Origin of the sequence: Hypericibacter adhaerens (assembly GCF_008728835.1) — a bacterium.
GTDB lineage: Bacteria > Pseudomonadota > Alphaproteobacteria > Dongiales > Dongiaceae > Hypericibacter > Hypericibacter adhaerens.
The window spans coordinates 4,080,132-4,106,427 of sequence record NZ_CP042582.1 but is presented as its reverse complement, the minus strand read 5'-3'; the positions used below and the strand labels follow the sequence as shown (position 1 = coordinate 4,106,427).

At 67.4% G+C, this 26,296-nt stretch carries 20 protein-coding genes, 1 tRNA gene and 1 pseudogene; 13 read left to right on the top strand and 9 right to left on the bottom strand.

Annotated features, from left to right (window positions below; genetic code table 11):
- Positions 1-149: 149 nt before the first annotated feature.
- From FRZ61_RS18275 to cysQ, 4 genes are all read right to left on the bottom strand, one after another.
- Positions 150-1,127 carry an ABC transporter substrate-binding protein gene (locus FRZ61_RS18275; protein ID WP_151119079.1) on the bottom strand — a complete coding sequence of 326 codons (978 nt, stop codon included), beginning with the start codon at positions 1,125-1,127 and terminating at the stop codon, positions 150-152.
- Between the two features lie 209 nt (positions 1,128-1,336).
- A complete protein-coding gene (locus FRZ61_RS18270; RefSeq protein WP_151119078.1) occupies positions 1,337-3,133 on the bottom strand; it encodes an acyl-CoA dehydrogenase in 1,797 nt (598 codons plus the stop codon).
- Between the two features lie 97 nt (positions 3,134-3,230).
- Positions 3,231-4,214, bottom strand: coding sequence for an L-threonylcarbamoyladenylate synthase (locus tag FRZ61_RS18265; RefSeq protein WP_151119077.1), 984 nt, complete (start codon positions 4,212-4,214; stop codon positions 3,231-3,233).
- Positions 4,211-5,017: a 3'(2'),5'-bisphosphate nucleotidase CysQ gene (gene cysQ, locus FRZ61_RS18260; protein WP_151119076.1), complete on the bottom strand. Its 807-nt coding sequence runs from the start codon at positions 5,015-5,017 to the stop codon at positions 4,211-4,213. Before cysQ ends, FRZ61_RS18265 begins: the two co-directional genes overlap by 4 nt.
- A gap of 628 nt (positions 5,018-5,645) precedes the next feature.
- On the opposite strand from cysQ, the gene FRZ61_RS18255 reads away from it, so the two are divergent.
- Both FRZ61_RS18255 and FRZ61_RS18250 read left to right on the top strand, forming a co-directional pair.
- Complete coding sequence (locus FRZ61_RS18255; RefSeq protein ID WP_151119075.1) at positions 5,646-6,335, top strand: thermonuclease family protein; 690 nt, start codon at positions 5,646-5,648, stop codon at positions 6,333-6,335.
- A 303-nt stretch (positions 6,336-6,638) separates the two neighbouring features.
- A complete protein-coding gene (locus FRZ61_RS18250; protein WP_151119074.1) occupies positions 6,639-9,437 on the top strand; it encodes a nidogen-like domain-containing protein in 2,799 nt (932 codons plus the stop codon).
- 9 nt (positions 9,438-9,446) lie between these two features.
- Here FRZ61_RS18250 and FRZ61_RS18245 read toward each other — a convergent pair whose 3' ends face one another.
- The gene (locus FRZ61_RS18245; RefSeq protein WP_191909095.1) at positions 9,447-10,205 is read right to left on the bottom strand and encodes a GntR family transcriptional regulator; all 759 of its coding nucleotides are present in this window, start codon (positions 10,203-10,205) and stop codon (positions 9,447-9,449) included.
- A 237-nt stretch (positions 10,206-10,442) separates the two neighbouring features.
- On the opposite strand from FRZ61_RS18245, the gene FRZ61_RS18240 reads away from it, so the two are divergent.
- The 6 genes from FRZ61_RS18240 to FRZ61_RS18215 all read left to right on the top strand — a co-directional run bounded on the left by FRZ61_RS18240 (position 10,443) and on the right by FRZ61_RS18215 (position 18,952).
- Positions 10,443-12,251, top strand: a complete 1,809-nt coding sequence (locus FRZ61_RS18240) for a hydantoinase B/oxoprolinase family protein (protein ID WP_151119072.1) — start codon at positions 10,443-10,445, stop codon at positions 12,249-12,251.
- Between the two features lie 4 nt (positions 12,252-12,255).
- Positions 12,256-14,316, top strand: coding sequence for a hydantoinase/oxoprolinase family protein (locus FRZ61_RS18235; protein ID WP_151119071.1), 2,061 nt, complete (start codon positions 12,256-12,258; stop codon positions 14,314-14,316).
- Positions 14,317-14,399: 83 nt separating this feature from the next.
- Positions 14,400-15,407, top strand: coding sequence for a sugar ABC transporter substrate-binding protein (locus FRZ61_RS18230; protein WP_225308882.1), 1,008 nt, complete (start codon positions 14,400-14,402; stop codon positions 15,405-15,407).
- A 3-nt stretch (positions 15,408-15,410) separates the two neighbouring features.
- Positions 15,411-16,949: a sugar ABC transporter ATP-binding protein gene (locus FRZ61_RS18225; protein ID WP_191909093.1), complete on the top strand. Its 1,539-nt coding sequence runs from the start codon at positions 15,411-15,413 to the stop codon at positions 16,947-16,949.
- A 3-nt stretch (positions 16,950-16,952) separates the two neighbouring features.
- Positions 16,953-17,933, top strand: coding sequence for an ABC transporter permease (locus FRZ61_RS18220; protein WP_151119068.1), 981 nt, complete (start codon positions 16,953-16,955; stop codon positions 17,931-17,933).
- Entirely contained in the window at positions 17,930-18,952 is a 1,023-nt protein-coding gene (locus FRZ61_RS18215; protein ID WP_151119067.1) for an ABC transporter permease subunit, read from the top strand. The genes FRZ61_RS18220 and FRZ61_RS18215 overlap by 4 nt, the downstream gene beginning before the upstream one ends.
- Before the next feature lie 8 nt (positions 18,953-18,960).
- Here FRZ61_RS18215 and FRZ61_RS18210 read toward each other — a convergent pair whose 3' ends face one another.
- Both FRZ61_RS18210 and FRZ61_RS18205 read right to left on the bottom strand, forming a co-directional pair.
- Positions 18,961-19,536, bottom strand: a complete 576-nt coding sequence (locus FRZ61_RS18210) for a carboxymuconolactone decarboxylase family protein (RefSeq protein WP_151119066.1) — start codon at positions 19,534-19,536, stop codon at positions 18,961-18,963.
- Positions 19,537-19,672: 136 nt separating this feature from the next.
- A tRNA-Val gene (locus FRZ61_RS18205) sits at positions 19,673-19,747 on the bottom strand.
- 285 nt (positions 19,748-20,032) lie between these two features.
- Here FRZ61_RS18205 and FRZ61_RS18200 point away from each other — a divergent pair.
- From FRZ61_RS18200 to FRZ61_RS18185, 4 genes are all read left to right on the top strand, one after another.
- The gene (locus tag FRZ61_RS18200) at positions 20,033-20,854 is read left to right on the top strand and encodes a DUF3108 domain-containing protein (protein WP_191909092.1); all 822 of its coding nucleotides are present in this window, start codon (positions 20,033-20,035) and stop codon (positions 20,852-20,854) included.
- A gap of 206 nt (positions 20,855-21,060) precedes the next feature.
- Positions 21,061-21,342 carry a type II toxin-antitoxin system RelE/ParE family toxin gene (locus FRZ61_RS18195; protein ID WP_151119064.1) on the top strand — a complete coding sequence of 94 codons (282 nt, stop codon included), beginning with the start codon at positions 21,061-21,063 and terminating at the stop codon, positions 21,340-21,342.
- A 14-nt stretch (positions 21,343-21,356) separates the two neighbouring features.
- A complete protein-coding gene (locus FRZ61_RS18190) occupies positions 21,357-21,671 on the top strand; it encodes a HigA family addiction module antitoxin (protein ID WP_151119063.1) in 315 nt (104 codons plus the stop codon).
- A gap of 62 nt (positions 21,672-21,733) precedes the next feature.
- Complete coding sequence (locus FRZ61_RS18185) at positions 21,734-22,528, top strand: transglutaminase domain-containing protein (RefSeq protein ID WP_151119062.1); 795 nt, start codon at positions 21,734-21,736, stop codon at positions 22,526-22,528.
- An 18-nt stretch (positions 22,529-22,546) separates the two neighbouring features.
- Here FRZ61_RS18185 and gph read toward each other — a convergent pair whose 3' ends face one another.
- On the bottom strand, positions 22,547-23,227 hold the full coding sequence (gene gph / locus FRZ61_RS18180) for a phosphoglycolate phosphatase (RefSeq protein WP_225308881.1): 681 nt from the start codon (positions 23,225-23,227) through the stop codon (positions 22,547-22,549).
- An 86-nt stretch (positions 23,228-23,313) separates the two neighbouring features.
- Positions 23,314-24,267 (bottom strand): annotated as a pseudogene (locus FRZ61_RS18175) (methyl-accepting chemotaxis protein); the annotation flags it as partial.
- Positions 24,268-24,885: 618 nt separating this feature from the next.
- On the opposite strand from FRZ61_RS18175, the gene glmU reads away from it, so the two are divergent.
- Positions 24,886-26,292: a bifunctional UDP-N-acetylglucosamine diphosphorylase/glucosamine-1-phosphate N-acetyltransferase GlmU gene (gene glmU / locus FRZ61_RS18170; protein WP_151119059.1), complete on the top strand. Its 1,407-nt coding sequence runs from the start codon at positions 24,886-24,888 to the stop codon at positions 26,290-26,292.
- Positions 26,293-26,296: the final 4 nt, after the last annotated feature.

Genomic DNA, 26,296 nt, shown 5'->3' with positions numbered 1-26,296 from the left:
GTAAGCCCGATGCGGTTGTCCGGCGGTTCGCCGGCCGGAGAACCGGAAAGACCGGTCCGGGAGGCTTCACCCCCCGAACCGGTCCTCATTTCCAGCAATGGACCCGAAGGCGTTCGCTGGCGCGGGCGCTTTCGGATCGGCTCAATGACTTACTGGGCCCACGCCTTCCAGGTCGATTCGTGGGAATCGACCCAGGCCGCGGCCACGTCGTCGATCGACTTGCCGTCGAGATCGACTTCGCCGCTCATCTTGTTCAGCTCGTTGACATCGATGACATAGGCCTTGGCCACCTTGTAGGCGACCGGCCATTTGTCCTTCATGCCGGCCCAGGCGTATTTCCAGATCTCGCCATGCGGCTTGCCGCAATCATGCGCCAGGTCGGGGTTCACGCCCCATTTCGGGTCGTTGTAGCACTCGGGCGTGTATTCCGGGAACTGGACCCACTCGCCCTGGTATTTCGCGGGTGCCCAGTGCGGCGAATAGATCCAGAGCATGATCGGCGCCTTGCGCTGATAGGCGGAATCGAGCTCGGCGAACATCGCGGCATCGGTCCCGGCATGCACCACCACGAACGGCAGCTTCAGCGCCTCGACGCGCTCATCGTCGAAGCCTTCCCAGGTCACCGGGCCGCCGAGATAGCGACCCTTCGGCGCCGTCTCCGGCGTCGAGAAGGCCTCCGCGCATTTCGGATCGAGCAGCGCCTTCCAGTCGGGCAGGCCGGGGCACTTCTCCTTCATATAGAGCGGATACCACCACTCTTCCTTGGCCTTGGGGCCGAGCGCGCCCAGCTTTTCCGTCTGGCCGGTCGCATCGGACGCCTTCATGGCCTCGCCCGCGGTGGTGTCCCAGAACTCGAGGCCGACCGTCAGGTCGCCGTTGGTGAGACCGGTGGTGAGGCTCGAGAGATAGTCGGCCGTCGGATATTCGACATTGTAGCCGAGCTTGGTGAGGATGGTGCCGAGGATCTTCGCGTTGATGTTCACGCTGGTCCAGTCGAACAGCGCGATCTTGATCGGGTCCGTCGATTCCGGAACCTCGGCTTTGGCCGACGCCGCCCATCCCGTCGCCAACGCCAGGCCGCCAATGACGGTCGCAGCGCCGGCGAGGGCCTTGAAGCCTTTCGCCATGGTAAACCCTCCCTTGGAATTCCTGGCGCCGGTTGCGGTGATCCGTTCCGGCGCCTCTTTGCCGCGAGAATGAAAGCGCGGAAGGCTGGCGCTTGGCAAGCCGGAACCATACCGCCTGAACCAATTTCGGCCCACTTACCGGTGCAAGCAGGGTTCACCTGCCGGCGAACGCCCCGCGCTGTCACATTCGGTCGGAAACCGTTGAACGATCAGAGCTGATCGGGTGCCAGGCGCAAGGTGCTGTCGGCACCGGCCGTCACGGCGGCGGCGAATCCATGCGCGCGCGGCAGCAGATTGGTGCCATAGAAAAGGGCCGTCGCGATCTTTGCTGACAGATAACCGTGATCCGATGTGCCCGCGGCGAGCTGACGGCGCGCCGCGCGGGCCTGCCGCGCGAGGAGCCAGCCGCCGACCGTGAGCCCGGCCAGTTCCAAGTAGGGCATCGCTCCCGCCAGCACCTGCGGCAGGCCGCTCTTCAGCCGCTCCACGATCCATTGCGTGGTGCCGGCGAGAAGCTCGATGGCTGCGACGAGCGAGGCGGCAATGGCCGCGAGATCCTTGTCGCTTTCGGCGCCGAGCGCCTTCGCATCGGCGCGCATCTCCTCGATCAGCGCCGTCATGGCCTGACCCTGATCGCGGCCGAGCTTGCGGCCGACCAGATCGATCGCCTGGATGCCGTTGGTGCCCTCGTAGATCGGCGCGATGCGCGCATCGCGAAGATGCTGGGCGGCACCCGTGCTCTCGATGAAGCCCAGCCCGCCATGGACCTGGATATTAAGCGAGGCGACATCGACCCCGCGATCGGTGCTCCAGGCCTTCGAGAGCGGCGTCAGCAGCTCCGCGCGCAAGAGCGCCTTGGTCCGCGCCGCCTCATCCGTCGCGCGCTTCGCCCGGTCGAGCTCGGCCGCGTTCAGATAGGTGAGGGCGCGCATCGCCTCGACCAGGGCCCGCATCGTCATCAGCATGCGGCGCACGTCGGGATGATGGATGATCGTCGAAGGCTCGCCGCCCTTCGCATCGACCGCGCGGCTCTGCACGCGCTGGCGGGCATAGCTGCGCGCCTGCTGCAGCGCGCGCTCCGCGATCGCGAGCCCCTCGACCCCGACGCTGAGCCGCGCATTGTTCATCATCGTGAACATGTATTCCATGCCGCGCTGCTCTTCGCCCACCAGGAAGCCGATGGCGCCGCCGTCGGTCTCGCCATAGGCCATCACGCAGGTGGGGCTCGCCTTGATGCCGAGCTTGTGCTCGAGCGAGAGGCAGCGCAGATCGTTGCGGGCACCGAGGCTGCCATCCGGCTTGGGCAGGAACTTCGGCACGATGAAGAGCGAGATGCCCTTGGTGCCGGCCGGCGCGCCCTGGACGCGCGCCAGCACCAGATGGACGATGTTCTCGCTGAAATCCTGCTCGCCATAGGTGATGAAGATCTTCTGGCCGGTGATGCGGTAATGGTCGCCCTCCTTGACCGCGCGCGTGCGCAGGGCGCCGACATCCGATCCCGCCTGGGGCTCGGTCAGATTCATCGTGCCGGTCCATTCGCCCGAGATCAGCTTCGGCAGGTAGGTCGCCTTCTGCTCGGGCGATCCATGGCGCTGCAGCGCCTCGATGGCGCCCTGGCTGAGGAGCGGGCAAAGGGCGAAGGACATGTTGGCCGAGGACCACATCTCCTGGAGCACGATGGCGACCGACCAGGGCAGGCCCTGCCCGCCCCATTCCGCCTCGAAGGGCACGCTGTTCCAGCCGCCCTCGGCGAAAGCGCCATAGGCTTCCCGGAAGCCCTTCGGCGTCACCACCGCGCCGTTCTCCAGCCGGCTGCCTTCCTCGTCGCCGACACGGTTGAGCGGCGCCAGCACCCCGGCCGCGAACTTGCCGGCTTCGGTCAGCACCTGATCGACCAGCTCGGGCGTCGCGTCCTCGAAGCCCGGCAGCTTGGCAATGGCATCGAGCCCCGCGATCTCCTTCAGCACGAACTGCATGTCGGGGAGGGGGGCCACATAGTCCGTCATGATCGCGATCCTTCCAGGGCCGGTCGGGCGTGAGCCAAGCTTAATCGGGCGGTGCCGGAGCGAACAGCGCTCTTCAACCCGAGTCGAGAGAAGGCAGTCAGGAAACGGGACGCGGCGCCGCGGCGCGCCGCAGCCGGTCGTTGATGGCGCGTCCGATTCCGCGATCGGGAACGGGCATGGCGGCGATGCCGCTCAGGCCTTGGCAGCGACCGTCTCGGTCGAGCTGACGCAAGGCCGCGAACAGATGGGCCGCCGCTTCCTGCAGATCGCCGCCAGCGCTGAGATTGAACGACAGCGCTGCGCCGGGAAGCGGCTGCGATCCGAAGGCCAGCAACGCCTCATTGTCGCGCAGGCTGGTCGCGTCGAGCCGCAAGGGCAGCTCCGGCGCGTAGTGGCTCGCCATCATGCCGGGCCCGCGCGGCTGGCCCGCTTCGCCGGCATGGGCGAGCGGCCCGATCGCGGCTTGGATCTCTTCTTCGGTGACGGCGCCCGGCCGCAGCAGCACGGCGTCATTGCCGAGGAGCGCCACCACGCTCGATTCGATTCCGATCGCGCAGGCGCCGCCGTCGAGAATGAGCGCGACGCGGTGGCCCAGCTCCTCGGCCACATGCTGCGGCAGCGTCGGGCTGACGCGGCCGGAGCGGTTGGCGCTGGGGGCGGCGAGCGGCCGGCCGAATTTGGCCAGCAGGCGCTGCGCCACCTCATGTCGCGGCACGCGGACCGCCTGGCTGTCGAGGCCGGCGCTGGCGAGCAGGCTGACGCGGCAATCGGCGCGGCGCGGCAGCACCAGCGTCAGGGGGCCAGGCCAGAAACGACGAGCGAGTTCTTGCGCCCGCGGGTCGAAGCTCACGTCCCGCGCCGCCGCCTCGGCGCTCGGATAATGCGCGATCAGCGGATTGAATTGCGGCCGGTCCTTGGCGGCGAAGATCGCGGCGACGGCGCTGTCCGACGTGGCATCGCCCGCAAGGCCATAGACGGTCTCGGTCGGCAGCGCCACGAGCGCGCCCTTCTCCAGCAGCGCGGCGGCTTCGGCGATGGCTTCGTCGGTGGGGGACAGGATGCGCGGCGAAGGCCCGTTCACGCGTCTCGCCCGCGCGCCACGAAATGCGGGTTCTCGAAGCCGGGCTTGCCATAGCCGAGCTCCTTCCCGTCCATCGTCCGCACCGAGCCGCCGGCGGCCGCGAGCACGGCCTGGCCTGCGGCGGTGTCCCATTCCATGGTCCGCCCCAGCCGCGGATAGATATCGGCCAGTCCTTCGGCGACCCGGCAGAACTTGAGCGAGCTGCCGGCATTCTCGAGCGCTGCCACCTGCTCGTTGGAGAGAAAGGCCTGCAGCGCCGCTTCATTGGCATGCGAGCGGCTGGCCAGCACGATCGCGCCGTCCTTCGGCTGCCGACGGCAGGCGATGGGTTTCGGCGGCTCGCCGCGATGAGCGAGCGTCGCCAGTCCCGGGCCGCCGGCGGCCGGAACGCTGCCGGTATAGGTCGTGCCGAGAGCCGGCAGATGGACCACGCCGAGCACCGGGCGGCGGCCCTGGATCAGGGCGATATTGACGGTGAACTCGCCATTGCGGCTCAGGAACTCCTTGGTGCCGTCCAGCGGATCCACCAGCCAGAAGCGCCGATCCGCGCCCTCGTCGATCTTCGGCGTATGGCCGGCGGCGCTGGCTTCCTCCGACACCACCGGGACGTCGGGCAGCAGCGTCGCCAGCGCCTCGAGGATGATCGCTTCCGCCGCCTGGTCCGCGATTGTGACCGGCGAGGCGTCGGCCTTGCGCGTCACAGCGATGGGCCCCTGATAGTGGCGCAGGATTTCCTGCCCGGCCGCTTCGGCGAGCGCGGCGAGACGTTCAAGCAAGGCGCGGTGCTGGGCCTCGCCTATCATCGCCGGATTCCTCGCGGGTCAGCGTTTCGTGACGAGTGAATCGCGGCAGTGTCGGTGGGAGATGACATTCTTTCTTTCGTTCCGTGCGTTGCGGCCTTCAGGTCCGCGTGGATGATAGGCGGACAGCCGCCCTTGTCCAGCGCGCGAGATTCTAATGGGACTCAAAAGGTTGTCGTCCGTCATTCAGATGGCATCTCGGCTCTTCGATCAATCCTCATGATGTCGAATTGATGTCGCTCGGTACTACATCGGTGTGCTGTCGGCAAAATTCTTCTCTCTTTGCTCGTCCCGTTTCATCGTTTGTTTAGCGCCGCGCCTCTACTCTCGCTCTCGACGGATGAAGCGGCCGCTCGTGCAAGGCCCACGTCGACCGACCACCTTCCGTCTCTCCCTGTTGGCCCACCCCGCCGGCTGGTTCCCCCTACCCGCCGGCGGCGGCCTCGGCGGTGGCTGATGGATCGTGCCTAGCACAACGGGGCGAGCCGGCCCGGTTCCTTCCGGCGCACCTCGCTCCCAGATCCCAGCGATGAAAGCCACCGCCGGCCTTCCGGTCCCCCGGCTGTGACGTGGCCGTGACGGTGCCGTGAATGCTTGCCCCGCCCGGGGTGAGTCGGCAGATTGCCGGCCCATGAGCCGCATCCGTTTCCCCTCGAAGCTTGTCTTTGGTCTGCTGTCGGGCGCGATCGCCGCGACGGCGAGCGCCGCGCTGCGCGCCGACAATCCGCCGGTGCCGCCGGCGATGCCGGCGACGCCCGTCGAGATGGCGCCGCTGGCACCGCCGCCGCCGCAGGAGTTCGAAGGGCCCGCCATCGCTCTCGACGGCGGAACGCTGCAGCTCGGCGAAGAAAGGCTGACGTTGTTCGGGGTCGACATTCCCGCCATGGCGGCTTCCGGCGGAATCAAGGCGCGCCTCGCGCTCGAGGCGCTTCTGGCGGACGACAACAAGCTCCATTGCGTGGTCGCCGCGCGCGACCTGCAGCTTCACAAGTTCGCCGTCTGCCGGCGCGGCGATGTCGATCTGTCGGAAGCGATGCTCCTGGCCGGCCTGGGCACGGTCGATCGCTACGCGACGCGGGCCAAGGGCGCCGATCCGCAGCTCGCGGATCGTTACGACCAGGCCGAAGCCGAGGCTCGGCGGGCCGGCAACGGGCTCTGGGCGGAATTCGTGAAGCCCGTGGCCGAGACGCCGCCGGAGCCGACGGTCCTGCAGCGCCTCTGCCTCTTCCTGAAGGAATGGCAGGCGGGGATCGGCTCGCTGGCGGGATTCCTTCTGGTCGGGGCTCTCTTGCTGGTCACGCGCCGCCACCCGGCGCGCTGACGCCCGCCGGCCGGGTCCCCCCATCCGTCTGCGAGGAAATGGCCGTGCAGGCCCCGGCGCGTCGATCGGCGAGCCTTGCCCCCGTGGCCGCCTCAGACATGACACAGAATTCAGAATCGAGCGGCAGCAAGCCGATTGAATTCCATCAATAATTCGCCGTCATCTTAACAATAGATATGAAATAGCGATTGAATTCGGTCTTAGGCTCCTCAAAGCTTCCACAGGGAAGCACCGTGACCGACATCGTGGCCCCGGAGACGAGCGCGGGTCATGGGCCAGGCTCGAGGTCCATGGGGGTGATGCATGGCAGAGGGAGCGCTCGGCGCAATCGCCGATCCGGCCGTTCACGGCTCCGGCGCTGATTTGCGCGCGGTCCAGTTGGCGCAGGCACAAGGCCAGCCGATCGGCCAGGTCGCCGCGGCCGACGGCCCTGTCCACGTCAAGCATGCCGACGGCAGCGAAGCCGACTTGAGCGTCGGCGGCCAGATCTATGCCGACGATACGATCCGCACCGCGCCCGATGGCGGCGTGCATATCCGGTTCGCGGACGGGACCGATTTCATGCTCGGCGGCAATGCCGAGGTGACGATCGACAAGCTGATCTACGACCCGGCCGGGTCGGACAGCTCGATGAACCTGACGGTGGCGGGCGCCTTCGTGTTCGTGACCGGCTCGATCGCGGGCGCGCCCGGCGAAGGCATGACGGTCAACACGCCCGCCGGCTCGATCGGCGTGCGCGGCACCTCGGTGGGCGGCCAGTTCTCCCAGACCGAGAACGGGTTCCTACTGGCCCTGCTGCGCGACATCGTGGGCCATGTCGGCCATGTCGTCGTCTACAACAGCGCGGGCCAGGTCGATCTCGATGAGCTGTTCGAGGCGACGATCCTGCGCAACCTGCAGACGCCGCCGCAGGCGACCTTCAAGCTGACGCTCGAGCAGATCCAGCAGCTCTTCGGCCCGCTGCTGCAGATGGATCCCGATCTCGATCTGCAGAACGAAAGCTACGAACGGCGCACGGAGCTCGAGAATCTCATCCAGACGGCCGCGGGCGGCGGCGGTGGCGGCGCCTTCCACAGCGGCGGCCTCAACTCGGCCTTCCTGTCCCTGCTGTTCGGCGCCTTGAACGGGGAGGGGTTCGACACGGGCTTCGGCGGGCTTCCCGGCACCGCCCTGGGCTCGCATCCGCTCGACGGCACCTCCCTGGGCAATTTCGAGCCGCCGACGCCGCCTTCCCAGCCCGAGCAGGAGACGCTCCAGGGCTCGGAAGGCAATGACACGATCATCGGCACGCCCGGCCCCGACACGCTGGTCGGCGGCCCCCACAACGAGCTGATCCTGGGCGAGGACAGCAACGACACCATCCTGGCCAATGGCGGCAACGACACCGTGTCCGCGGGCGCCGGCAATGATTCGATCGAAGGCGGCCCCGGCAACGATTCGATCGATGCCGGCCCGGGCGACGACACGGCGCTGGGCGGCGACGGCAACGACACGCTGGTCGGCGGTCCGGGCAACGATTCCCTGTCGGGCGAGAACGGCAACGATTCGATCGTCGGCTCGTCGGGCGCCGACCGCCTCGACGGCGGCACCGGCAACGACACGGTGCATGGCGGCGACGGCAATGACAGCATCAGCGGCGGCGACGGCAACGATGTGCTGCTCGGCGGCGATACGCCGGCCGGAGGCGGCGGCAATGGCGAGGACGCGCCGCAATTGTTCGCGGCCGCGGCCGCGACGCACGAGCTCGGCACCGACGGCAATGCGCTCATCAACGGGCTGGGCGGGCCCGCGGGCTTCGGCGAAGGCATGCTGGCGCCGAACGACGACGGGTCGACCAGCTTCATCGATGTGAGCTCGGTCTTCCCCACCGGCATGAACTTCTTCGGGACGAGCTATACCGGCTTCTACATCAACAACAACGGCAACATCACCTTCGCGTCGCCGCTCGGTACCTTCACGCCCTTCTCGCTCACGGGCGCGACCAGCAACCCGATGATCGCGCCTTTCTTCGCCGATGTGGATACCCGCGGCGCGCACGATCTGCCGCCGACCCCGGGCGGGAACTCGACGGGCAGCAACGAGGTCTATTACAGCCTCGATCCCGAGAACGGCACCATCGTCATCACCTGGGACGATGTCGGCTATTACGGCGGCCATACCGACAAGCTCAACGCCTTCCAGCTCGTCATCCAGAACACCGGCGACGGCAATTTCTCCTTCGAGTTCCGCTACGAGAACATCGACTGGACGACCGGCGATGCCAGCGGCGGCTCGGGCGGGCTCGGCGGCGTCGTGGCCCGCGCCGGCTGGAATTCGGGCGACGGCTCGGACTTCTACGAACTGCCGCAATCGGGCAACCAGGGCGAGATGCTCGGGCTGGAGACGACGAGCAATCCCGGCACCGATCCCGACGGCAACTGGGTCTTCAATGTCGTGGGCGGGCATGTCGTCGGCAATGACGGCGACGACACCATCGACGGCGGCAATGGCGACGATTCCATCCTCGGCGGCAGCGGAAGCGATTCGCTGCTCGGCGGCGCCGACAACGACACCCTCGACGGCGGCAGCGGCAGCGATCGCCTGCTCGGCGGCGACGGCAACGACCGGCTCGATGGCGGCGGCCACGACACGGGCGAGGGCGCCGGCGTCGACACGCTGATGGGCGAGGGCGGCAACGACACGCTGGTCTTCGGCGATGCCGACAATGTCTATGACGGCGGCAACGGGATCGACGCGCTGGAGCTCCACCAATCGGTGGACTTCACCCAAGGGCCCACGGGCAACCATCAGGGCATCGAGATTCTCGATCTCCGCGCCGCCGGCGCGCAGGCGGTGACGCTCAATGCGGACGATGTCCTCGACCTCGCCCATAACAACAGCACGGGCGAAACGGTCGGCGGCCACGCGGTCGATCTGGTGGTCCGCGGCACGGCCGCCGATTCCGTGGACCTGTCCGGGACGAGCTACGCGGCCGTCGCGACCGGCGTGCATCTGGGTGCCGTCTATGGCGGCAACGCCGCGACCTATACCGTCTATCAGGACGCGGGCGGCCACGATATCGCGGTGGAGAGCAGCGTGGTGGTGCATACCGCCACGACCTGACGGACGCCGCTAGCCGCGCTCGATCCTCTCTGCCGCCGGGGATCGGGGCGGTCCGGCCGGCTCTTCGGCGTTCTCGAGCGACTCCAGGATGATGTCGGCCGCTTCGGAGATGTCGCGCTGCAACGCCTCGCGCGCCTTCTTGCCGTCGCCCCGCCGCAGCGCCTCCACCATGGCCTCGTGGTGATCCAGGCCGAGGCCCAGCGTCGAAGTGCTGCGCATGGCGTTGAGGCAGGGCCCGGCCTGCATCCACAGGCTCTCGATGATCGGGATCAGCAGCGGTATCTTCGCGGCCCGGTAGATCGTGAAATGGAACTCGAGATTCCGGTCGAGATAGGCGCGCGCAATTCCCTTCTCCGCCATCGTCGACATCCGGGCCTGCACCGTCTCGAGCTCTTGCAGCTCCTCCGGCGTGATGGCCGTCGCCGCCCATTCCGTCGCCTTGCCCTCGATCTCGCAGCGCACGCGCTTCAGGTCCATCAGGCGGGTCGGCGTCATGGTCGGCACCTCGACACCGCGGTTGGGGTTGTTCTCCAGTGCCTGCTCGGCCACGAGCCGCCTGAGCGCTTCGCGGATCGGCATCGGGCTCGTGCCGAAGATCTTGGCGAGGCGCGCCACGATCAGCCGTTCGCCCGGCACGAAGCTCGCCGACATGATCGCCTGCTTGAGGCGGGCATAGATGTCCTCATGCGTCTCGCCATGCGGCACCGCGCGCGTCCGACGGCGCCGGAGCGCCGAGATGCCCTTGGACTCCACCGCGGCCTTCGCCATGTCCCCCGACGCTTTCCTGCGCATGATGCCGCGCCCGACCGCTCGCCTCATTGTTCTCCGGAAGCCCGCGGCGTGCCACCTGCCCGCGAGACTCCTCGCGCGCCATTCCAGTCGAGACCCTGCGCCGGTTCAATATCCATCGCGACACCCCGCGCATCCTGTCGATTGACATCACCCTATATGGCCTCTAGGATTTGATCAAATCTATAAAACACGGGACAGGATGAGGCGCTGAGGATGTCGAACGCTCCGACCGGAGCCGGGGAGCGCGCCGGATCGCCATTCGATCCGATGCTGCTGGCGGTGCTCTCGAGCCGCCTCGAATCGATCGTTCGCGAGATGTCGAACATCGTGAAGAAGGCGAGCCGCTCGACCGCGATCACGAACGCGCGCGACTTCTCCTGCAGCCTCCTGACCTACGATCACCGCCTGGTCTGCGTCGAGGAGGCGATGCCGGTCCATGTGACGGCGATGGACCTGACCACCAAGCCGATCACCCGGCTCTTCGACGATGTCCGTCCCGGCGACGCCTTCTTCTCCAACAGCCCTTATTACGGCGGGACGCATCACGCCGACATGACGCTCTGCGTGCCCGTCTTCTTCGGCGAGGAGCCGATGTTCTGGGTGGTGGCCCGGTCGCACCATGCCGACACCGGCGCCCATCTGCCCACCACCATGGATGCCTATTTCCGCACCGTCTACGAGGAGGGCATCCACATCCCGGTCGTGCGCTTCCAGGAGAACTACGCGGACAAGAAGGATCTGATCCGGTGGTGCCGCGAGAACATCCGCGAGAGCCACATCTGGTACGGCGACTATTGTGCCCAGGTCGGCGCCTGCCGCACCGGCGAGCGCCGCCTGAAGGAGCTGGGCGAGCGTTACGGCACGGCCCTGATCAAGACATTCATCGAGGAATGGATCGCCTACGGCCATCGCCGGGCGGTGGCGGCCATCCGTCAGCTCCCCAGGGGCACCTACGCTTATACCGTCCGGCACGATCCGATCCCGACGGTGGCGGAGGAGGGCATCCCGATCACCGCGAAGGTGACGGTCGATCCGGAGGCGGGCCTCGTCACGGTCGATCTGCGCGACAATCCCGACTGCGTCCCCGGCGGCGTCAATCTCTCCGAGGCCTGCGCCACCGGCGGGGCGCGCATCGGCGTGTTCTACAATCTCGATCCGACGCTGCCGCACAACGAGGGCAGTGCCAGCTGCATCAAGGTGATGCTGCGCGACGGCTGCGTCGTGGGGCGCCCGAGCTATCCGGCCGGCACCTCGAACGCCACCATGGGCGTGAACGATCGCCTCATCAATGCCGTGCAATGCGCCTTCACGCAGATGGGCAAACCCTTCGGGCTCGCCGAGGGCGGCACCGAGTTCGGCTGCAACATGGGCGTGGTCTCGGGCTTCGACGACCGCAGGGGTGCGCCCAAGCCCTACATCAACATGGTCTTCTTCGGGCTTTCGACCGGTCCCGGCCTCAACGGGCATGACGGCTGGCTGACCTACGAGGCGCCCAATGGCGGCGGCGTGCTGGCCCTGGATTCGATCGAGATCGACGAGGCGATGTATCCGATCCTGGTCGAAGCCCGCCATGTCGCCTGCGACGCGATCGGCATGGGGCAGTGGAACGGGGCGCCCGCCATGCAGGGCGCCTATCGCTCGCTGTCGGGCGACCTCAGCGTCGCCTATTGCAGCGACGGCGACATCAACGGGCCGCGCGGCGTGCTGGGCGGCGGCGACGGCGCCTCGTCACAAAATATGAAGCGTCATGCGAATGGCGAGGAGGAGCGGCTGCCGGGCTTCCATATCGAGACCTGCCGGCCCGGCGAGCGGATGATCTTCCGTACCAGCTCCGGCGGCGGCTATGGCAGCCCCGCCGAGCGCGAGCCCGCCCGCGTCGCGCGCGACGTCAACCGCCGCTGGATCAGCCCGGCGACGGCCGAGCGCGTCTATCGGGTGAAGCTGGCGCTCGCCGGCAACGGCGTCGATTATCGCGTGGACGAGGCCGCGACGGCTGCGCTGCGTCGCGCGGGGGCGCGCTGACGGCATGACCTACAGCGTCGGCATCGATATCGGTGGCACCTTCACCGATTGCGTGGTCATGGAGGCGGGCAAGGCGCCCCGCATCCTGAAATGCCCCTCCACGCCGGGCGAGTTCGAGCGCGGCTTCATGGACGTGCTGGGCGTGGCCGCCGAGCATTACGGCAAGAGCCTGTCCGGCTTCCTGAAAGAGGTCGCTTCGATCGTCCATGGCACGACCGTCTCGACCAACGCGCTCGTGGTCGGCAACACGGCGCCCGTCGGATTGATCGCGACCGAAGGGCATCCCGACATCCTCACCCTGCGCGAGGCGCCGCGCAAACGGCCCTGGAACTGGAAGCTGGATTTCCCCGATCCCTTTGTGCCGCGCAACCGCACCTTTCCGGTCGGCGGGCGGATCGATGCGCAGGGCAAGGAGGTCTCGCCGCTGGTCGAAAGCGACGTCCGCGAGGCCGTGGCCCATTTCCGCAAGGCCGGGGTCGAGGCCATCGCGATCAGCCTGCTCTGGTCGATCGTCAATCCCAGCCACGAGCTGCGCGCCCTCGAGATCGTCCGGCAGCTTTGGCCGGAGCTGCCCGTCAGCCTCAGCCACGAGGTCAACCCGATCCCGCGCGAATACCGGCGCACGATCTCGACCGCCATCGATGCCTCGTTGCGCCCGGTGGTGGGCGCCTATGTCGGCGCGCTCGACCGGGCGCTGAGGAAGGCGGGCTACGAGAACCGTCTCCTCATCGCCAACTGCGTCGGCGGCATGATGCCGCCCGACGAGATCGTCGCGAAGCCGATCTACAGCGTCATGTCCGGCCCGACCTTGGCACCGATCGCGGCCCGGCACCTGACCCGCGATCCCGACGTGATCGTGGTCGACATGGGCGGCACCACCTTCGACGTGTCGGCGGTCCGCGGCGGCCAGATCGTGGTCACGCCGGAAGCCCTGATCTTCCCGCACGATCTGCTGGGCCTGCCCAAGGTCGATGTGCGGTCGGTGGGCGCCGGCGGCGGCAGCGTCGCCTGGGTCGATGTCGGCGGGCTTCTGCGCGTCGGCCCCAACAGCGCCGGGGCGCGGCCGGGCCCCGCCTGCTATGGGGCGGGCGGCACCGAGGCGACGGTCACCGATGCCAATGTCGTGCTCGGCATCATCGATCCCGATTTCTTCCTCGGCGGCCGCATCAAGCTGCGCCGGGACCTGGCGGAGCAGGCGGTGGGCAGGATCGCAGCCCGGCTCGGCGTCGGCCTGGTCGAAGCGGCCTATGCGATCTACACCACCTGCAACCACAACATGATCGCGGCGATCGAGGACATCACCGTCAACGAGGGCATCAATCCCCGCGACAGCTACCTCGTCTCGGGCGGCGGCGCCACCGCCTGCCACATCGCGGAGATGGCCGACGTGCTGGGGCTCAAGAGTTTCATGATCCCGAAGCTGTCGGCCGGCCTCAGCGCCTTCGGCGGGCTGGTCTCGGATATCCGCTGGGAAGCGGTGGGCAGCCTTCACACCGACAGCCGCCAGTTCGATGCCGATGCCGTGAATGGCTTGCTCGATCGCCTCAGGCGGCGCTGCGACGGTTTCTTCGAGCGCGCCCAGGTGCCGCCCGCGCAGCGTGCTTACGAATACGCCTTCATGGGCCGCTACGAATACCAGGCCTGGGAGATCGAGGTTCCGCTCGATCTCGAGGGCGGTTCGATCGGCCCGAAGGACCTCGCGGTCCTGGTCGCCTCCTTCAACCAGATGCATGAGCGCATCTACGGCATCAAGGACGAGAGCAATATCGTCGAGTTCGTCACCTGGAAGGTGACGGCTGTCGGCGCCAGCGGTCACCGCACGGCGTCCGTTGCGGCGAACCCGGCAGGCGTGCCGGTACCGGCGCCGAAATCGCGGCGCCGGGTCTATGTCCATCGGCTGGGCGGCATGGCCGAGATCCCGGTCTTCGACGGTGCCGCCTGCGCGCCGGGCGCTGCCATCGCCGGGCCGGCGATCATCGAGGAGAGCACGACCACGATCCTGCTGCTGCCGGGGATGACGGCCACCGCGGATGCGTCCGGGAACTATCGGGTGACGGTCGAATGAACGGTCCCGCCCCGGGCGGGGCGGCCGAGGGAAAGAGACAGCGGGCGTCCTGCTTGGCGCTCAACACAAGGGAGGAAATGCAGATGCCGAAAAGGGCGCTGGGGATATCGAGACTGCTTCAACTGGGATTTGCGTCGGTTCTGGCCACCATGGCCGTCGTCGGCGCCGCGCAGGCCGCGGACCTGTCGAGCAAGAAGGTGATTCTGGTCACCTGCGGCCCGGCCAATCCCTGGTGCAAGGTCTTCAACGAGCGCATCGTCGCCGGCCTGGAGGGGGCGGGGGTCAAGGTCAGCGTGCTGGAAAGCGATCTCGACCCGGTCCAGGAGGTGCAGCAGATCAACCAGGCTATCTCGCAGAAGCCCGACCTGCTCATGATCGAGCCGGCCGACGACAAGTCGCTGATCGCCTCGATCAAGAAGGCGAAGGCTGCGGGCGTTCCGGTGCTCTATATGGACAGCCCGGCCGATGCCTCGATCATGGACGACATCGCGCTCCAGGTGATCGCCGACAATGCGGCGCTGGGCCGCTTCGCCGCCCAGAACCTCATCGACGGCCTGCGGGAGCGGGGCCTCAAGTCCGGCAATGTCATCGTGATCACCGGCACCGCGGGTTCGCAGATGGTGCAGGACCGCCAGAAGGGCTTCGAGGAGGTCATGGCGACGGCGCCGGAATACAAGATCCTCGACGTCCAGGACTCGAACTGGGATCCGGTGCAGAGCGGCAAGATCGCCCAGCAGCTCTTCGCCAAATATGCCTCGCAGGGCGGCGTCGATGCCGTGCGGGCCGATGCCGACTATATGGCGATCCCGATCATCGAGGCCGCCAAGCAGGCCGGCATGAAGGTGGGCGTGAAGAATGACGGCCTGGTCGTCACCGGCACCAACTGCACCGCCGAGGGCATCCAGGCGATCCGTGCCGGCGACATGTATGGCACGGCGACCGAGGATGCCTGGACGCAGGGCATCGTCACGGCCGAGACCGCGATCGCCTTCCTCAAGGGCGAGACCGTGCCGAAGACGGTGATCGTGCCCGAATATCGCGTCCATGGGCCGACCCTCGAGAAATATGCGGAACTCTGCTCGAAGAGCTGAGTGTTGACCCAGACCGAGACGGCCATCGCCGGCCCGGCGCCGGTGCTGCTGACCATCGACGGCGTCTCGCGGAGCTTCGGCGCGATCCGGGCCGTGAGCAACGTCTCCTTCGAGGTGCGTGCCGGCGAGGTCCATGGCCTTTGCGGCCATAACGGCGCCGGCAAGAGCACGGTCGTGAAGATGCTGGCGGGCCTGCTCCAGCCGGACGAGGGCCGCATCCTGATCGGCGGAGGTGAAGCCAACTTCACCTCCGCCCGCGATGCGCAGGCGCGGGGGGTGGCCCTGGTCGACCAGGAGCTCAGCGTCGTTCCGGCGCTGTCCGTCCTGGACAATCTCTTTCTCGGCAATGTCGCCGAGCCTCTTTTCCGCAGCCGCCGCGAGAGCCGTTCCCGCGCGCGCGGGCTGCTCGATGCGGTCGGCCTGACCGATCTCGATCCGGAGGCCTATATCGAGGATCTCTCGATGGGGCAGCGCCAGCTCGTGGAGATCGCGCGCGCCCTCGGCCGGAAGGCCAGTCTCTTCATTCTCGACGAGCCCACCGCCACCCTGAGCAGCGTCGATATCGAGCATGTGTTCAAGGCGATCCGCAAGGTGACGGCAGCGGGTTGTGCCGCCATCTACGTCTCGCATCGCCTGGACGAGGTGATGGAGCTCTGCCATCGGGTCACGGTGATGCGGGACGGCCAGCGCGTCGGCACGGTGCCGACCTCTGCCATCAGCGGCGGCGATCTGGTGGCGATGATGCTGGGCAGCGTTCCCGAAACCGCCAGGCCCAGGGCCGAACGCGGCCGGCAGGCCGATGTCGCGCTCGAGGTCCGCAACCTCTCGACCGGCGCGCGGACCCGGGGCGTCAATCTTTCGGCCGAGCGCGGCCGTATCTACGGACTTGCCGGCCAAGTCGGATCCGGGACCGCCGATGTTGTCCGGGCCATCGCGGGTCTTTCGCCGGATGCGAGCGGCCGGGTGCGGCTCGAAGGCCGCCCGGTCTCGCTGGGATCGCCGCAGGCCGCCAGCGCCGCCGGCATCGCCTATGTCTCGGGCGACCGGAAGGGCGAAGGGCTGTTTCTCGGCCAATCGATCCAGTCGAACCTGACCGCGACGCGGCTGCGCGCCTTCAGCATCGGCGGCATCCTGCGCCTGGACGCGCTCAAGGCCGTCGCGGTCGCGCTCTGCCAGGCGATCGGCATCAAGCCCGAGCGCCTGCCCGAGGCGGTCTCGCGCCTCAGCGGCGGCAATCAGCAGAAGGTGCTGCTGGGCCGCTGCCTGCGGCGCTCCGACACCAAGGTCCTGCTGCTCGACGAGCCGACCCGCGGCGTCGATGTCCGCGGGCGGGCCGAGATCCACGCGCTCATCCGCGGCGTCGCCGACGAAGGGGCCGTGGTCGTCTTCGCCTCGACCGAGCTCGACGAGATCCTGCATCTGGCGGATGTGGTGATCGCGATGCGCGGCGGCGTCATCGTCAGCGAGCGCCAGCGCGCCGAGGTCGATGCCGCCTCGATCCTGGCGGACATGACGCATTCGGCCCTCGAGGGAGCGGCCTAGGCGATGGCCAGCACCGCGATCAAGCCGAAGGCGGCGGCCCCCTGGCGGGCGCGGGCGCTGGTGCTGAAGCTGCTGCAGGTCGTGGGGATCCTGGCCCTGCTGCTCATCGTCGGCCTGGCGGCGGCCACGCCCGGCTTCTTCACGATCGCGAATTTCCAGGCGGTGCTGGCCTCGACCACCTTCGTGGGCCTGGTCGCCATCGGCATGACCCTCATCATGATCAGCGGCGCCTTCGTCTCGATGTCGCTGGCGACGACGGGAACCGTGACGGCCATGTTCTTCGTCTTCGCGCTGCAGTTCGGGCTGGTGCCAGCCGTCCTGATGACGGTGGCGCTCGGCGCCATCCTGGGGCTGCTTCAGGGACTGGCCATCGGCGCCTGGGACGCCAACCCGATCATCGTGACGATCGCCGCGGGCTCGATCCAGGAGGGCCTCAGCGTGGCCATATCCGGCGGCACGACGATCTCTCCCGTCTCGGACAGCTACGCCATCCTCAACATCACCCCGCTCGGCCTGCCGCTCGGGTTCTATCTGCTCCTGCTGCTGGTCGTCGTGACCGAGTTGATCCTGCGTGGCACCCGGCTGGGCCGCGAGATCTACATGCTGGGCGAGAGCCGGGCCGCGGCCCGCGCGGCGGCGCTCCCGCTGGGCCGGATCGGTGCCAGCGTCTTCTGCCTGGCCGGCGTCACGGCGGCCTTGACCGGCATCCTGCTCGCGGCCTTCAACCACAGCGCCTCGCTGCTGCTCAACCGCGGCACGCTCAACTACGACGCCATCGCCGCCACCCTCATCGGCGGGGCCGCCATCGCCGGCGGGCGCGGCGCCGTCTGGCGGACGCTCGGCGGCGTGATCATCATCGCCTTCGCGACCGACCTGGTGCTGCTGCGCGGCTACAGCACCGGCACGCAGATCCTGCTCAAGGGCCTCGTCATGATGGTGTTCGTCCTGGCGCTTCACCTGCGCTCGAAGGAGCGGCGGCGATGAGCGCCGGCCCCCGGACCGCGAGCCACCGCCAGCGGATCCTCCGCGCCGTCCTGCCGCCGGCGATCCTGGCGGCCGTCGTCATCGGCATGCTGGCGCTGCCGCTCTATTCCGACGCCAGCATGACCGTGTTCGGCGTCTACAACTCGTTCCAGAACCTGTCCACACTGGGCCTGCTGGCGCTGGCGGTCGGGCTCACCATCATCATCGGCGAGTTCGACCTCTCGACCCTCGGGATGTATGCGCTGGGCGGCATCCTGGCGGTCAAGTTCGGCGAGAGCGAGCCGCTTCTCGGGATCGCCGCCGCGGTTCTCAGCGGCGTTCTGGTCGGCTTCCTGCAGGGCTTCATCATCGCCAAGTCGGGCATCAGTTCGGTGCCGCTGACGCTCGGCGGCTATATCAGCCTGCTGGGCCTCTGCCATATCGCAACCGACGAGAAGACCCTGGCCTACGGCAACTACGACATCGGCCTCTGGCTCGATTCCGGTGTCGCCGTGATCTTCTCGCCGCGCTCGCTGATCGTCATCGCCATCTTCGCGATCGTCGGCGCCCTCATGCAATGGACGCGGCTCGGCCGCGACATCCGCGCGCTGGGCGGCGATCGCCGGGCAAGCCGCGCGGCGGGCGTGCCCACCGAGCGGATCCTGATCGGCATCTTCACCTGCTCCAGCGTCTTCTCGGCGCTCGGCGGCGCTCTCTTCGCCTACAGCACCACGGCGGCCAAGCCCGATCTGGGTTCCGCACCCTTCATCTTCGCCGTGACCGCCGTGCTCCTCGGTGGCACATCGCTCTCGGGCGGGCGCGGCGGGGCCGGCGGAATCCTCATCGGCGTCCTGGCGCTGAGCTTTCTCGAGACCCTCTTCGCGATCCTCGCCACCCCGGCCTATGTGATCAACCTGGTCCGCGGCGGCCTGCTGCTCCTGGTCGTCATCGTCGAGGCGCCGGATCTGCGGCGTCGGCTGACGGTGATACGGGCGAGATGGGCCGACAAGCGGGCCGTGGCCGACCCGCCCCCGGGATAGCGCCCCGCCTATTTGCCGGGCGAGCCCTCGGGTATCGGCACGTCATAGCCGTTGAGCGTGACCGAGACCATGCAATAGAGCCCGACCAGGCTGATCAGCTCGGCCGTGCCATCCAGGCCGAACTGCGCGACGGATTGCTGATAGATCAAGCCCGGCAGCACGCCGCCCGAGACCAGCGCCGAGGCCATGTCATAGGCGATGGCCTCCTCGCGCGTGAGATCGGTCGGCCGCTGGCCGGCGGTGATGGTCGCGATCTTCTCGTCCGGGATGCCGCGCAGCTCGGCGATCAGCACATGCGCATAGATCTCGTAGGCGGCTTTGAAATGGGCGCCCGTCACCAGGATCGCCACCTCGCGCACCGGCCGCGGCAGGCTGGGCGAGGCGGAGAGCGCCTTGACCAGCTCCCATACCGGCTTGCCGAATTTGGGAAAGCGCAGCCAGGGGTTCCAAGGACCTTCCAGCTGCCCGGAGGGGCTGATCGCGGTGAAGCCCTTGAAGTTCGTCTCGATGCCCTTGCGCATATCGTCATAGAGGTGGCGCTGCTCGGGGCTCAGTTCGGAAGGCGAAAGAAGCGGGAGCCTCATCGGTCACTCCTTCGTCCAGACTTGCATCGACGCCGTCATCCGCCCGCGGGGCGGCGCGGGCAGCCGGCGACACTCCAGTGGCAGAGCGCGATGCCGGAGGCCAGTGACAGTTTGGTTTGAATGGTCGGGAAGGAAATGGTGGGCGCGACAAGGATTGAACTTGTGACCCCTCCCGTGTGAAGGGAGTGCTCTCCCGCTGAGCTACGCGCCCGTCCAAGATGCGGAACCTGCCGTCGGGGGCCGGTATCTCCCCCGTCCGCAAGGCGCGCAGCTTTAAGCCAAGCCGACAGCCCCTGTCAACGGGGCCCGGCTTGCGGCAAAAAAGCCTTGCCGGGAAGGGCCTTGTCCGGGTGCCCGGGCCCTGGCGGCGGCGCTCCTTTCGGGGCGCTCCTGTGGCTATAATCTGCCCCGATCTTTCCGCAATTGCGGGTTAACCCTTCAGGGCCGATCTTTGCAGGAACACCGGCTGAAGAGGCTGCTCATGGGTCGCCGCCCGATGCTCCGTCTGACGAGGACCCTCCTGGTACTCGCCACCCTGGCCTTGGGGTTTGCCGCTCCCCCGGCGCAGGCCGAGGACAGCCGCCTGGTCCGGCTCAGCTATTACGGCTATCTGGGCACCCTCCAGGTCGGCCAGATCGATCTCATGATCGAGATGGCACCAGGCCCGCGCCCGGCCAAGGATTACAACATCTCCGCCACCGTCACCCTCTCGGGCGCCTACGCCAAGATGGTGCCGTTCCAGTGGCAGGGCGAGGCGCGCGGCGGCGCCGGCAGCAAGAACGTTCTGCCCTCGAGCTACCAGAGCCAGATGGATCTCCTGGGCAATCATGAAAGCATGACCATCGCCTATCATCCGGACGGGCAGGTCGACGCGGTGAGCACCCCACCCACCGTCGAGGCCCGCCTGGCGCGCGAGCAGGGGCTGGGCCTCCACACGATGGACCCGCTCAGCGCCGCGGTCGCGATCGTGGATACCGTCTTGCGGACCGGCGGCTGCGAGACCTCGCTGCCGGTGTTCGACGGCGCGCGGCGCTACAATCTCAACTTCAGCTCGGTCGGGCCCGACGTGGTCGAGCGCACCCTGTTCTCCACCTATGAAGGGCAGGCGCTCCATTGCGCCGCCACGGCCGAGCTCGTGGCCGGTTTTCAGGCCAACGCGATCAGCTCGAGCTTCTATCCGACCAAGACCGATCTCTGGCTGGGCCGCGCGGTGAAGGACCTGCCGCTGCTGCCGGTTCGTGTGCTGGCCCAGAGCCGGATGGGGCTGATGCGCGTCGAGCTGGTCCAGGCGACCGCCGTCGCCAGCGCGGCGCCGTGATCTGAAGTCCTCGATAAAACACCGACTTGCTTCTCCCTCGATGAGTCAAGCCCCGGAACGGGTGCTCGCTCTCGCTCGTATGTTTTCAACTTATAGTTTATTATGAATAATAATACTCTCTTGGAGACCCCGCTTCGGTCTGAAATTGATGGTTTTGCGGGCGTTGTAGTTTTACGATTTACGTAAAACGTAAAAGGTACTATTCTGTGATCAAATCATTCAGGGACAAGGCGTCCGAGGATATCTTCCACGGAAGAGGATGCGATAAGAGATGGCGCAGTTTTGAACGCGTGGCCTTGCGCAAGCTGCTCATGATTCATGCTGCATCCAAGCTTTCCGATCTGAAGGCGCCCCCAAATAACAAGCTCGAAGCTCTCAAGAAGGAGCGAAAGGGCCGGCACGCCATTCGGATCAATGACGTTTATCGGATTTGCTTTGTTTGGGTCGACGGCCACGCGGAACAGGTCGAGATTGCGGACTACCATTGAGAGGAAACGGAACGATGAGCGTCCATAAGAAGATCCATATCCACCCGGGTGAGATCCTCAAGGAGGAGTTTCTGGTGCCCCTCGGCATCAGCGCGAATCGTCTTGCGGTGTCATTGGATCTGCCCGCGAACCGCATTTCGTCGATCATCAACGGAGAGCGCTCCATCACCGCGGAGACGGCAATTTTACTGGGCCGTGCCTTCCGGACGACGCCTGAGTTCTGGATGAATCTTCAAGCGCACCACGATCTCGAAATCGCCAAGGACGAAGTGTCGACGGCAAGGATTGAGCGCGCTGACAAGCTGGCCAAGGAGTTGCGCGCGGCCTAGACGTTCATTTTTTCATCGTGGCATCCTGATCTGAATCTGTGGAGCGAGAAGGCGTTTCGACCATGGAAGGCGTCGAGAAGTGGCTCGGCCACAATGCCATGTCCGATCCGGCGGGACATGCGGCCGCGATCGCGGCGCTTCCGTCGGACATCGGCAGCCTCAATGGCATCATTCAGGGCCTGCTGGTTCATTCCGATTGGCTGGCCGCCTACGGGCTGGATGAGAGCCTGCTGCACACTGCCTCCCGCACAACGCTGCCTGTCGCCGACCGGCTGAGCGACATCTTCGCGCGCGATGCGCAGCCTCTGGATGTCCGCCGGCCGCCGGCCCGGCGTGCGATGGGAACCTGTCGGGATTTCGCGCTTCTGCTCTGCGCTGTCCTGCGCAGCAAGGGCATGCCGGCGCGGCTGCGCTGCGGCTTCGCCGCCTATTTCGGTGACGACTGGGAGGACCACTGGGTCTGCGAATATTGGGACCGGCGGAGCGGGCTCTGGCGGTTAAGCGACCCGCAGATCGATGACCTGCTGAAGGATCGATACCGCATCGGCTTCGATCCCGCGGATGTTCCGCGCCGCTCCTTCGTGACCGCCGGACAAGCCTGGATGGACTGCCGCCAGGGGAAGGCCGATCCCGATCGCTTCGGCCATGGCGAGGTCACGGGCCCGTGGTTCATGAAGGTCAATCTGATCCGCGACCATTACGTCCTGAACGGCCGGGTAACCTCGGCCTGGGACGGATGGCGGGCGGCGCCGGCGGCGCGGCGCGTGGTGGAAGAGCGGGAGACAGCCCGGCTCGACGAACTGGCCGCCCATCCGGAGCGGGCGCTCGTCGAGATCGCGCCGGACTGGCTGTCGTAAGGACGAGGCCCGGCCCGTTCAGCGCATCGCGCCGATGCTCTGCAAAGCTTCGGGCAGTTTCGCGAAATCCTCGAGGATGAGGTCGGCGCCCAGCGCGCTCAGCGGCCGGCGGCCATAGCCATAAGCCATGACGATCGCGGGCATGGCGAGGGCCTGGGCGGGCGCCACGTCGTTGGTGCTGTCGCCGATCATCACACCGCGTTCCCGCTTGGCGCCCATCGCCGTGAGCGCGGCCTGCAGATGATCGGGATGCGGCTTGCGGTTGGCGACGGCATCGGCGCCCAGGATGGGATCGAAGTAACGGGCGAGGTCGAGCGCCTCCAGGATCATCTCGGTCGCGCGCTGCGGTTTGTTGGTGCAAATGGCGCAGCGGAAGCCTTTCGCATCCAAGACGGCGAGGGTCTCGGGCACGCCCGGATAGGGCTTGGTGAGCTGGACGGGATCGGCTTCGTAGTGAGCCAGGAACCGCTTGAGATAGGAGCCCAGCTCCTCCGGCCGATGCGCGACCGAGGCGGCGGTCAGCGCCCGCTCGACCAGCGTGCCGGCGCCGTCGCCGATCATGCTGCGCACCGCCGGCAGGTCGAGCTCGGGACGATCCAAATCGGCCATGAGCCGGTTGAGCGCGAGCGCGATGTCCGGCGCGCTGTCGATCAGCGTGCCGTCGAGGTCGAACAGAAGCGCGTCATATCGGGCCGGCAAGCGCATCTCCGCCTGGCAGTAGGGACAAGGGCCCTTCGCATAGCATCGAAGGCTTGGCGCCGGCCAGCGCGTGCGCGGCAGGGCTGCTATGAGGTGCCGTTGTCCTGGACGATGCAGCCATACCAGCCAAGGCCGCGATAGGTCTCGTAGCCCGGCGTCAGGTGGAAGGCGACGGTGCGTCCCTCCTTGTCCGTATAGCTGCCGGCCGGTCGCCCGCCCGTCTCGATCGGGAACCGCTCGGACAGTTGGCCGCGGCCATCCGTGGCGGCGATGACCCGGTGATGGTGGTCGAGCAGCAGCACGCGCGAGCGGCGTGCCTCCTCCTCGGCCAGGCGCACGCCCTTGACGACCGTGTTGGCCTGCGCCCCCCAGTCGAAATGGATGCCGAGCACGCCGATGACGCGGCCTTTGAGATCGCCGCCCTCGCGCACCGCGGCGGCATAGGTCGCGACGGGCTTGTTCTGGAGCGGGACGCAGGTCGCGATGTCGGCCACCGCGTAGTCGTCGCCGGTGGCGGTCGCCAGGGCCTGCCGGAACCAGGCTTCGCGCGAGACGTCATGGCCTTTGACGGCGGGATATTGCTCGGGCCGGCCATGCGCGATGACACGGCCGTCGGGGCTGCAGAGCCAGAGATCGAGATAGACGGTATAGGCGCCGAGGATCACGGCCAGCCGCTTCTCGGCATGGGCGATGCGCTCCGGCGAAGGATCGGCCGCGGCCTCGACCATCGCCGCATCGGTCGCCCACCAGCGCACGTCGCAGGTGCGCTCATAGAGGTTGCGGTCGATGATCTCGATGGCGTTGAGGCAGAGATCGACGAGGCGCTGGCCGCGCGTCTCCTCGATCATGCGTCGGCCGACCGCATGAAGCTGCGAGAGGCTCCCGGCGAGCCCGGTCTGCATCTCCGCGGCCAGCCGCTCGATCTCGGCGGACACGTTTTTCACCTCGGCGGCCACCACCGCGAAGCCTTTGCCGGCCTCGCCGGCCCGCGCCGCTTCGATGGTGGCGTTGAGCGCCAGGATCTTGGTCTGCCGCGTGATGCCCTGGATCGCGCGGCTCTTCTCGGCCGCGATCTGCCCGGCCGCATCGGCCAGCTCGAGAACCCGCTCGGGCGAGGCATTGGCCGTGTCGCCGGCGGCGTCGGGGTTTCCTGATGTCGGGATGGGAGCGAGGGCCTTGGTCATCGGCAGGGTCCGGGGAGATCGATTTTCATTCGGGTGCGAGCGCCGCGGGCTGGCGGCTGCAGGCGGAGCCCGAAGATAGTCGACGCTTTCTTTCGGACTGGTTTCCCCGCTTGAAGAAAGCTCAAAGAAATCCGGTGGTTATCCCCATTTCTCTGCACGTTCCAAAGGCAATTGCCCATTTTTGCAGCAGTTTCGTGACGGGGCTTCTTGATGACAGGCACCGATGGGGCGGCGTTCCGCAAATACGAGCGGAAAGGTCCGGACCGCGCTTTTCCATGTCAGCGCCATGAAATCGCCGCCACAGCATGGTCCCTTGGGACGTGAATCGGCCTGTGGCAGGGTGCGCGCCGTCGGCGCAAATCCTTGAACGGCCGGCATTAGATTGGAGATTCGGCGGCCCTGCTGCCGGTCTCGCGAATCGGTTAGAGTCCGGCAGTCCTCAATCTCTTTGCACCAACCTCATTCTCGTCCGCGATGCCGACATCACGCCCCGCCGCCATCATCCTTGCCGCGGGCAAGGGCACCCGCATGAAGTCGCGCAAGCCCAAAGTCATGCATGAGATCGCCAACCGGCCGATGATCGGTCACGTGATGGCGGCGTTGAAACCGCTGTGCTGCGATCCGGTGGTGCTGGTGGTGGCGCCCGGCATGGAAGCGGTGGCCGAGGCGGCCCATCCGGCCCAGGTCGCGATCCAGCGTGAGCAGCTCGGCACCGGCCACGCCGTGACGGCCGCGCGTGCCGCGCTCAAAGGCGTCTCGGGCGATCTCCTGGTGCTCTACGGCGACACGCCTTTCATCGCGACCGCGACCCTCGAGGCGATGCTGAAGCGCCGGCACGAGGCCGACGATCCCGCCGTCGTCGTCCTCGGGTTCCGGCCCGAGGAACCCGGCTTCTATGGCCGTCTGGTTCTCAATACCACGGGCGGGCTTGACGCCATCGTCGAGGCGCGCGACGCGACACCCCCGCAGCGCGCGATCACGCTCTGCAATTCCGGCGTGATGGCGTTCGATGCCGAGCGCGTGCTGCCGCTGCTCAAGGAGCTGCGGAACGACAATGCGAAAGGCGAATATTACCTGACCGATCTCGTGGCGCTGGCGCGCGCTCGCGGCTGGTCCTGCGCCGTGGTCGAGGCGCCGGTCGAGGAACTGATGGGGGTCAACAGCCGGGCCGATCTGGCGGTGGCGGAACAGGCCTATCAGCGCCGGGCCCGCGCCGCGGCGATGGAGGGAGGTGCGACGCTGCTGGAGCCCGAGAGCGTCTATTTCAGCCATGACACCGCGCTCGGTCAGGACGTCGTGGTCGGCCCGCATGTCTATTTCGGGCCCGGCGTCACGATCGAGAACGATGTCGAGATCAAGGGCTTCTGCCATATCGAAGGCGCGCGCATCGCCGCCGGCGCCCGGATCGGTCCCTTCGCGCGGCTGCGCCCCGGGGCTGCCATCGGACCGGACGTGCATATCGGCAATTTCGTCGAGGTGAAGAACGCGCGGCTTGGGCCGGGCGCCAAGGCGAACCATCTCACCTATATCGGCGATGCCGAGATCGGCGGTGGCACCAATATCGGCGCCGGCACCATTACCGTGAATTATGACGGCTTCAGCAAGTCGCGGACCGTCGTGGGCGCCAACGCCTCGATCGGCTCCAACACGTCGTTGGTGGCTCCGGTGACGATCGGCGCCCGCGCCATCGTCGGCGCCGGCAGCGTCATCACCGAGAATGTCCCGGCCGATGCCATGGCGATCGCGCGCGGCCGCCAGGTCAATCTCTCGGGGCGTGCGCAGAGCTTCCGCGCCCAGCGCGGCAAGGCCAAGGGTCGGGCGAAGCCGGCGGGAAAGGCCGGCAAGAAAGCCGGAACGAAACGCAAGCCGGGCAAGGGATGAGAAC